Annotated in this window: 11 protein-coding genes; 4 read left to right on the top strand and 7 right to left on the bottom strand. The window is 70.8% G+C overall.

Annotation, left to right across the window (positions count from 1 at the left end; genetic code table 11):
• Positions 1-30 precede the first annotated feature (30 nt).
• Entirely contained in the window at positions 31-1,215 is a 1,185-nt protein-coding gene (locus IFT89_RS20765) for a sensor histidine kinase (protein ID WP_202938790.1), read from the top strand.
• Here IFT89_RS20765 and IFT89_RS09090 read toward each other — a convergent pair.
• Positions 1,204-1,749, bottom strand: a complete 546-nt coding sequence (locus IFT89_RS09090) for a CGNR zinc finger domain-containing protein (protein WP_137241574.1) — start codon at positions 1,747-1,749, stop codon at positions 1,204-1,206. The two genes, IFT89_RS20765 and IFT89_RS09090, sit on opposite strands and share 12 nt — an antisense overlap.
• Positions 1,750-1,774: 25 nt before the next feature.
• On the opposite strand from IFT89_RS09090, the gene IFT89_RS09095 reads away from it, so the two are divergent.
• Positions 1,775-1,993 carry a hypothetical protein gene (locus IFT89_RS09095; protein WP_137241575.1) on the top strand — a complete coding sequence of 73 codons (219 nt, stop codon included), beginning with the start codon at positions 1,775-1,777 and terminating at the stop codon, positions 1,991-1,993.
• An 88-nt stretch (positions 1,994-2,081) separates the two neighbouring features.
• Positions 2,082-2,546, top strand: coding sequence for a carboxymuconolactone decarboxylase family protein (locus tag IFT89_RS09100; RefSeq protein WP_137241576.1), 465 nt, complete (start codon positions 2,082-2,084; stop codon positions 2,544-2,546).
• 6 nt (positions 2,547-2,552) lie between these two features.
• Here the strand turns inward: IFT89_RS09100 and IFT89_RS09105 are convergent, their stop codons facing one another.
• From IFT89_RS09105 to IFT89_RS20770, 6 genes are all read right to left on the bottom strand, one after another.
• Positions 2,553-2,738 carry a hypothetical protein gene (locus IFT89_RS09105; protein ID WP_086475374.1) on the bottom strand — a complete coding sequence of 62 codons (186 nt, stop codon included), beginning with the start codon at positions 2,736-2,738 and terminating at the stop codon, positions 2,553-2,555.
• Positions 2,739-2,776: 38 nt separating this feature from the next.
• Positions 2,777-3,580, bottom strand: a complete 804-nt coding sequence (locus IFT89_RS09110) for an ABC transporter ATP-binding protein (RefSeq protein ID WP_137241577.1) — start codon at positions 3,578-3,580, stop codon at positions 2,777-2,779.
• Between the two features lie 34 nt (positions 3,581-3,614).
• On the bottom strand, positions 3,615-4,685 hold the full coding sequence (locus tag IFT89_RS09115) for a FecCD family ABC transporter permease (protein WP_240044007.1): 1,071 nt from the start codon (positions 4,683-4,685) through the stop codon (positions 3,615-3,617).
• A gap of 2 nt (positions 4,686-4,687) precedes the next feature.
• Positions 4,688-5,731, bottom strand: a complete 1,044-nt coding sequence (locus tag IFT89_RS09120; RefSeq protein WP_307783482.1) for a FecCD family ABC transporter permease — start codon at positions 5,729-5,731, stop codon at positions 4,688-4,690.
• Positions 5,731-6,756 (bottom strand): iron-siderophore ABC transporter substrate-binding protein, encoded by a 1,026-nt coding sequence (locus IFT89_RS09125; protein WP_202938791.1) that lies wholly within the window; start codon positions 6,754-6,756, stop codon positions 5,731-5,733. Before IFT89_RS09125 ends, IFT89_RS09120 begins: the two co-directional genes overlap by 1 nt.
• Before the next feature lie 240 nt (positions 6,757-6,996).
• Positions 6,997-7,824, bottom strand: coding sequence for a helix-turn-helix domain-containing protein (locus IFT89_RS20770; RefSeq protein WP_137241579.1), 828 nt, complete (start codon positions 7,822-7,824; stop codon positions 6,997-6,999).
• Positions 7,825-7,946: 122 nt separating this feature from the next.
• Between IFT89_RS20770 and IFT89_RS09135 the strand changes: the two genes are divergently transcribed.
• Positions 7,947-8,624 (top strand): response regulator transcription factor, encoded by a 678-nt coding sequence (locus IFT89_RS09135; protein ID WP_079706060.1) that lies wholly within the window; start codon positions 7,947-7,949, stop codon positions 8,622-8,624.
• Positions 8,625-8,684 lie beyond the last annotated feature (60 nt).

An 8,684-nucleotide genomic window follows, 5' to 3' on the forward strand; every position in this document is an offset into this window, starting at 1 on the left:
GTTCCGGATTCCGACGACGAAAGGGCGCGCGTGATCACCGCAGAGGACATCACGAGGCGCTCCGCGATCGCCGAATACCAGGTCGTCGGTCGTCCGCCCGAGACGGACCTCGAGAGCCTCGTCCACCTCGCCGCGGCCATGTGCGGCGTGCCGACGGCCGTCATCAACATCATCGACGACCGGTTCCAGCACCAGATCGCTGCGGTCGGGTTGGAACCGGCGAGCTGCTCGCGCGAGGACTCGATGTGCGCGGTCGTGTTCCAACAGCAGGTGCGGACGATCGTTCCAGACGCTCGGGAAGACCCGCGCTTCGCGGCGAACCCCTTCGTCACCGGTGAGCTCGCCAACGTCCGCTTCTACGCATCGAGCCCGCTCGTCACCCCCGACGGCGTCCCGATCGGCACCCTGTGCATCTTCGACGACCGTGTGCGTGAGCTGACTCCGGAACAGGGCAAGGCGCTCGACCTCCTCGCGAGGCAGGTCGTCGACGTCCTCGAGCTGCTCCGCCTGACGCACGAGCTCGGCCAGTCCAACGAGCAGCTCGCCCAGTTCGCCGGCCAGGTGAGCCACGACCTGCGCAACCCGCTCATGGCGGTCTCCGGGTTCCTCGAGCTCGCGACCGATAGCCCGGAGATGGTGAACGCGCCACACGCGGCGAAGGCGCTCGCGCGAGCCGAGTCCGCCGCCGACCGGATGGCGGCGATGATCACCGACCTGCTCGACTTCGCCCGGATCGGTGGCGCCCGTCCGCGACGCGTCCCGATCGACCTCGAGCCGCTCGTGTCCTCCGTGGTCGAGGACCTCGACGCGACCGTCACGTCGACCGGCGCGACCGTCGAGGTCGACACGCGCCTCCAGGTGCACGGCGACGAGACGCTGCTGCGCGCGCTGCTGCAGAACCTGATCGCGAACGCCGTGAAGTTCAGTGCGGCCGCCGGAGTCGTCCCGCACGTGCTCGTCCAGGCCGAGCGGGTCTCGGCCGGCGTGCTGGTCGCGGTCGAGGACAACGGTCCCGGCGTCGCTCCGGAGCAGCGTGAGCGCGTCTTCGACCTCATGGAACGCGCGGCGGGGAGCGAGGTCGCCGGCCTCGGCATCGGTCTCTCGACCTGCCGACGCATCGTCGAGGCGCACGGTGGCCGGATCGAGATCGACGAGTCGGGGCTCGGGGGAGCGAGCGTCTGGTTCCTGTTGCCCGACGCCCGGTCAGCGGGCTGAGCCGCCCGCGCGTGCGCGGTGCCTGCGGACGCCCGACCGGTTGGCGCACCGCACCGAGCAGTAGCGCTGACGGCCGTTGCGGGTGACGTCGACGACGACCCGCCGGCACGTGTCGCCGGGTTCGGTCCCCGCGGCACACCGACCGAGACGCTGCATCCCCCTCGTCGTCAGGTGGAGGGCGGTCCCGACGCTGATCACCGCGGCCAGGACTTCGGGGAGCGCCTGATGCTCGTCGCGGTAGTGCAGGTGCCACCCCTCGCCGTCGTGGTCCGTCAGCCGCGGGAACGCGGCGGCGGAAGCCATCTGGCGGTTGAGCGCGGCCGCCCTGGCCTGATCGTCGGCCGCGTCGACGACGGTCAGCCACTCGTCGACGACCTGGCGGACGCGGGCGTGGTCACGGGTCACCTCCGCGAAGGGCATCGTCATCCCGTGTTCGCGGGTGCGGGCGACGATGCCGTCCCGGTCGTCGGGCCAGTCGTTCGCCAGCGACGCGGCCAGGAGGACGGCGTACGAACCGTAAGGGTTGAGATGCATAGCGCCATTACATCATGGTGGAGTCATGACCCTCCTCGACGCACCCCCGCAGTCCTCCGAACCCTCGCCGAACGCCCTCGACGCCTGCCCCCACGCCTGGGCGACGGAGTCGGCGCACACCACCTCGGAGGGGTCGCTGCGCTACCTCCGGTGCGCCGCCTGCGGCAGTCGTCGGGTGGAACTGCGACCCCACGACGACGCACCAGCCGTGCCGGTCACACGCCAGGACATCCCGCCACGGTGACGCGGCACGCTGACGTCGTCCCGCCATGCGCGTTAGCGTTGGACGAATGCGTGCGGGACCGCGCCCGCCCAGTGACGAGAGGAACCCCATGAGCGCCGACGTCTGGCTCGACAAGGAATCACCCGAGGTCTACCAGGCGCTCGTCGAGACCGGGCGTGCCGCGGGTCGCGCGGCACTCGACGCCGGCATCGACAAGCGGCTCATCGAGCTGATCCGCATCCGGGCCTCGCAGATCAACGGTTGCGCGTACTGCCTGCGCCTCCATGTCGCCGACGCGATCGCGGTCGGAGAGACCACGGAACGCCTCGCCATCCTGTCCGCCTGGCGCGACAGTGAGTACTTCAGCCCGGTGGAGCAGGCCGCACTCGCGATCACCGAGGACGTCACCCTGATCGCGGACGTGCAGCACCGACGGCGACTGCCGGACGACGACCTGTCGACGCTCACGAACGGTCAGATCGCCGCGGTCCGGTGGCTGGCGATCGTCATCAACGCCTTCAACCGCGTCTCGATCACGAGCCACTACCCGGTGCACCCGGAGCAGGCGGACTGACGGCGCTCAGTCCTTCCGGCGCCTCGCGCCACGGAACCACGCTGCGACGCGGGTGCCTAGTCCGTCGGAGTACTCGTTCGAGAGGTCGAGGGTCTCCTTGCCGAGATCGCCGCCGTTCCTGATCGACTCGAGCGCCCGCAGCGCCCGGGCCTCCTGCTCGGCGGCTCGCTTCCGGCGGTCCTCATCACCCATGCGCCCAGCCTAGACGCGGTCGACGGTGACGCCCCCGTTCAGACCGTCACGTGGTGACGGCCGATCGGCAGCATGAGCGGCTTGCCCGAGGTCGGGTCGGTGATGACCTGGTTCTGCAGTCCGAACACCGCACGCACCGTCGACTCCGTCAGCACCTCGTGGGGTGTCCCCGCCGCATGGAGACGGCCACCGGCGAGGGCGATGAGGTGGTCGGCATAGCGTGCGGCGAGGTTCAGGTCGTGGAGCACCATGACGATGGTCGTCCCGCGGGAACGGTTGAGGTCGGTGAGGAGGTCGAGCACCTCCACCTGGTGGCTCACGTCGAGGAAGGTGGTCGGTTCGTCGAGGAGGAGCAGGTCGGTCTGCTGCGCGAGCGCCATCGCGATCCACACGCGCTGACGTTGTCCGCCGGACAACTCGTCGACGTGCCGGTCCGCGAGCTCGCTCGTCTCGGTGGCGTCCAGCGCCGCAGCGACCGCAAGGTCGTCCTCGGTGCTCCAGCGCGAGAGGAAGCCCTGGTGCGGGTGCCTGCCCCGGCCGACGAGGTCGGCGACCGTGATCCCCTCCGGCGCGATGGGCGACTGCGGGAGCAGGCCGAGCGTGCGTGCCAGCTGCTTCGCCGGTAGTCGGTGCACGTCCTTGCCGTCGAGGACGACGCGGCCGCTCCGAGGCGTCAGCAGGCGGGACATCGATCGCAGCAGCGTCGACTTGCCGCAGGCGTTCGCGCCGACGATCGCCGTCACCCGGCCGGGCGGAACGAGGAGGTCGAGTCCGTCGATGACGGTCCGGTCGCCGTAGCCGAGTGCGAGTCGCTCGACGAGGAGCTGGTGTTCCGTGGTCACAGGGTGCCTCCGGGATGGTCGGGCGGTGTGCCGGTCACAGCGAGCCACCGGCGCGGTTGGTGCGGATGATGAGCCAGATGAGGAACGGCGCTCCGAGCACCCCGGTCACGACGCCGACGGGGTAGCGCGCGCCGAGGAGGTACTGCCCGGTGAGATCGGCCACGAGGACGAGGAGGGCACCCACGAGCGCGGCGGGCACGAGCATCGACCCGCCGCGTCCGACGATCCGCGAGGCGATGGGGCCGGAGAGGAACGCGACGAACGCGATGGGCCCAGACGCCGCGGTCGCGAACGCGATGAGGCCGACTGCCGCGACGATCACGATCAGGCGCGTCCGGTCGACGTGGACGCCGAGTGCGGCGGCGGTGTCGTCGCCGAGTCGGGTCGCGGCGAGGTTCCTCGACTGGGTGAGGAGGACGGGCCCGAGCACGAGCAGCGCGACGACGACCGGACCGACCTGCGACCAGCTTGTCCCGTTGAGACTGCCGGTCAGCCACCGGGTCGCCTCCTGCAGGTCCCACTGGGCCGCCCGCGACAGGATGTACGTCGTCACACTGTCGAGCATGGCGGCGACACCGATGCCGATCAGGATGAGTCGGGTTCCGGCGACGCCGCCGCGGTGGGCCAGGACGTAGACGAGGACCGCCACGGCGAGGCCGACGACGATGGCGAAGACCGACACCTCGGTCGCGCCGAGCGAGAGGGTGACGATCGCGAAGGCGGCGGCCGCGCTCGACCCGGCGCTGATGCCGATGATGTCCGGGCTCGCGAGGGGGTTCCGCAGCATCGTCTGGAAGGTGACGCCGGCCAGGCCGAACGAAGCCCCGGCGACGACTGCGAGGGCCGCCCGGGGGAGCCGCAGCCGTCCGACGGTGAAGGAGGCGCCCGGCACGTCGTGACCGAGGACGACGCGCACGACGTCGCTCGGCGGATAGAAGGTGTTGCCCACCATCAGGGAGATCAGGAAGACCGTGACGATGAGCGCGGCGAGGGTGGTCATGACGGCGGCCCGGCGACGACGGCGCACCCGGCGTCCACCGACGACGCGGTCGAGGGTCGAGGGAGTCCGTCCACTGAGGCCGGGCGACGCCAAGGGTTCGCGCACGGTCACAGAGCGCTCACCTTCTGCCGACGGACGATCGCGATGAAGATCGGAGCGCCGATCAACGCGGTGATGATGCCCACGTCGATCTCCGCGGGGCGGGCGACGATGCGGCCGAGGACGTCGGCGACGGTGAGGAGGATCGCCCCGATGACGGCTGAGAAGGGGAGGAGCCACCGGTGGTCGACGCCGACGATGAGCCGACAGGCATGCGGCACGACGAGCCCGACGAAGCCGATGGGACCGGTGACCGCGGTCGCCGCCCCGCAGAGCACCACCGAACCGAGGGCCGCCGCACCGCGTGCGATGGCGACGCGTTCACCGAGGCCGGCGGCGAGCTCGTCGCCGAGCGCGAGGGAGTTGAGACCGCGTGCGGACAGCAGGCAGACGAGGAACCCGACGACCAGGAACGGGAGCACCTGCTCGAGTTGGACGACGGTGGCGCCACCGACGCCACCGATCTGCCAGGACCGCACACTGCTCGCGATGTCGCCGCGGGGCAGCACGACAGCCGTGATGACGGAGGCGAGCGCGGCGGACGTCGCGGCGCCCGCGAGGGCGAGCTTGAGCGGTGTCGCGCCACCTCGGCCGAGCGAGCCGACCGTGTAGACGAAGACCGCCGTGGCTCCGGCGCCGATGATCGCGACCCAGATGGTGGTGCTCGCCGCTGCGAGCCCGAAGTACGCGAGGCCGGTCACGACGGCGAGGGAGGCGCCGAGGTTGATCCCGAGGATGCCGGGGTCGGCCAACGGGTTCCGGGTGACGCCCTGCATGACGGCTCCCGAGACGCCGAGGGCGGCACCGGCGAGGACGGCGAGGAGCGTCCTCGGGATGCGCTTGGCCACCGCGGCCTGATCGAACCCGTCCACGCCGCCCGAGAAGGCGCCGAGCACGGCGGACCACTCCACGTCACGCGATCCGACGGTGACGGAGAGGAGCATCGCGGCGAGGAGGACGAGGGCTGCGACGAGGAGCCAGAGCCCACGAACCCGCCTCGGGCGTCGCACGACGGCGACACCCGAGGCGGGTGGGGTGGCGGTACCGGTGATCACGCCGCCTGGTCAGCTGCCTGCGCGAGCAGCTTCAGGTAGTCGTCGAGGATCCAGGAGATTGAGAGCGGCGTCGGGTTGGCGGCCGTTCCGAGGGGGCTGGTGCCGGGGAGGGCGACGATGGCGCCGTTCGCGACGGCGGGCATCTGCGACAGCAGCGGGTCGGCCTCGAGTGCCGCGATGAGCTCGTCGCCGCCGTACGTCACGATGATGTCGACGTCGCTGAACGCGTCGGCCTGTTCGGCGCTCTGCGTCAGGGAGAACAACTCGGTCTCGGTGGAGGCCGTCGCGACGCTCTCGGGGAACGCGAGGCCGAGGTCCTCGAAGAACGCGGTGCGGGTGTCGTGGGTCGTGTAGTAGCTGACCTCGCTGAGGTCACTGGTGTCGACGTGGGTGAGGAACATCGCGGTCTTGCCCTCGAGCTGCGGGTACGCCGCCGCCGCGTCGCTGATCTCGTCTTCGAGCTGCGTCACGAGTGCTTCGCCCTCGTCGGCCATGCCCATCGCCTCGCTGTTGAAGAGGATGGTGTCGCGCCAGGACGTGCCCCAGGCGGTCTCCGGGTAGGCCACGACGGGGGCGATCTCGGTGAGGGTGTCGTAGTCCTCCTGCGTGAGCCCCGAGTATGCGGCGAGGATGACGTCGGGGTTCGTGTCGGCGACGGCCTCGAAGTCGATCCCGTCGGTCTCGTCGAAGAGCACCGGGGTCTCGGCGTCGAGCGCTTCGAGCTTCTCCTCGACCCAGGGGAGCATCCCGTCACCGTCGTCGTCACCGAAGTTCGCAGCGGCCATCCCGACGGGCACGACGCCGAGGGCCAGCGGCACCTCGTGGTTCGCCCAGTTCACGGTGGCGACACGCTTCGGCTTGGCGTCGATCGTCGTGGTGCCGAGGGCGTGCTCGATCGTGATCGGCGTGAAGCCGTCGCCACTGCCGGTGCCTTCTTCGGCCGACGACGACGAGCAGGCTGCGAGGCCGATGGTGAGGAACGCCGCCGCGGAGAGGGCGACGAGACGTGATGCGCGCTGCATGGGGTCCTTTCGGGTGCTGCTGGCTGACACCTGCGTGCGGGCACGACGAACGACGGCGTCGGAGGACGTCGTCGAGGGGTCGGGTATGGCGGCCGTGAACGGCCGGCGTCACACGCGAGGAGGGGATGATGAAGGATTGCCTAACCAAAGTTAGCTGGCATCCCACCCTGGCGCAATCGAGCGGATCCGACGTGTTCCTTCGCGAATCGGACACCCGATCATCGATTCGCGACCCAGTCGTCAGCGGTTCCGGAATCGCCCGGGGCTCATGCCGGTGACGCGGCGGAACGCGGTCCCGAACGCCGTCGACGAGCGGTACCCGACGGCGGTCGCGACCTCGTCGATGCTGTCACCCGCCGTCAGCCGGGTGATCGCGTGCTGAGCTCGGGCGGCGGCGACCCACCGGGTGAACCCCAACCCGGTCTCGGATTCGAAGGCGCGCGTCACCGTCCGCGTGCTCACGCCCAGCCGGGTCGCCCATTCGGCGAGCGAGGTCGTGTCGGACGGGGTCGTGCGTATCCGCTCGGCGATGGGCGCCAGGAGCGCTGACCGGGGGAGTCGGAGGAGCAGCTCGTGCTCGGCCGGCTCCAGCACGTCCACGATGGCCGCCTCAGTGGTGGCACGCGCGCGGTCCTCGAGCTCGGCGTCGCCGAGCCGGTCGAGCAGGAGGCGCAGCAGGGGCGTCACCTCCACCGCGGTCGGCTGCTCGGAGATCGTGGGGACGCGGTCGACGCTGAACATCGCGGCCCGCTGCCAGGTGCCGGCCGGGGTCCACCCGGTGTGGCGGACACCGGCCGGGATCCAGAGACCGTGGTGCGGGGTCACGGTCCAGACGCGCTCGCCGACGGTCGCGGTGGATGCGCCGCGATCGTTCCACAGGAGCTCGTGCGTGGGGTGAGAGTGCTCGTCCCAGTGCGTGTCCCGCGCGATCCGCTCGGTGTTGCCGCGGATGACGAACGGCACGGGGATCGCGCCGGCCTCGTAGAGGGGGAGTCTGCGACGCGCCGGTGCCGTGTCCGTCGCGTCGAGGGACTGCTCCCATGGGTCGGCGGAGGCGGGGACTGGCACCGCTCCAGGGTACGGGGGTCCACGCCGGACCGTCCCGCTTCAGCGCTGCTTCAGCTTGTCCGCGCCAGACTGGGACGCGCCGCTCGACCGTCGACCGGCACGGAGCCTGGAGGTCGCACCGGATGCGGATACTCGTCGTGGACGATGAGGTGCGACTCGCCGACGGCGTTCGGAGGGGGCTCGAAGCGGAGGGCTTCGCCGTCGACGTCGCTGCGAACGGGGTCGACGGCCTGTGGATGGCCGGCGAGCATCGCTACGACGCCATCATCCTCGACATCATGATGCCGGGACTCAGCGGCTACCGCGTCTGTCAGCAGCTCCGCGACGCGGGCGACTGGACCCCGATCCTCATGCTCACGGCGAAGGACGGCGACTGGGACCAGGTCGAAGCCCTCGACACCGGTGCCGACGACTTCCTGAGCAAACCGTTCTCCTTCGCGGTGCTCGTCGCGCGGATCCGCTCACTCGTCCGACGTGGATCGCGGGAGCGGCCGGCGGTGCTCGAGGTCGGCGAACTGCGGCTCGACCCGGCGTCGAAGCAGGTCCACCGGGGCGATGTCCCGATCGACCTGACCTCGCGCGAGTTCGCGGTCCTCGAGTTCCTCATGCGACGCGGCGGCGAGGTGGTGTCGAAGCGCGAGGTCCTGCAGAACGTCTGGGACGACGACTTCGAGGGCGATCCCAACATCGTCGAGGTCTACGTCGGGCATCTCCGCAACAAGGTGGACCGCCCCTTCGAGCGTGCTTCGATCGAGACGGTGCGCGGGTTCGGCTACCGGTTGGCGGGCGGGCGTGGCTGACGCCGGGCCGCACGGAGCGGTCGCGCCCCGACGGCGGCTGTGGCGGTCGGTCCGAGCCCG

It is taken from the genome of Plantibacter sp. CFBP 13570, from assembly GCF_014841395.1.
GTDB classification, from domain to species: Bacteria; Actinomycetota; Actinomycetes; order Actinomycetales; family Microbacteriaceae; genus Plantibacter; species Plantibacter auratus.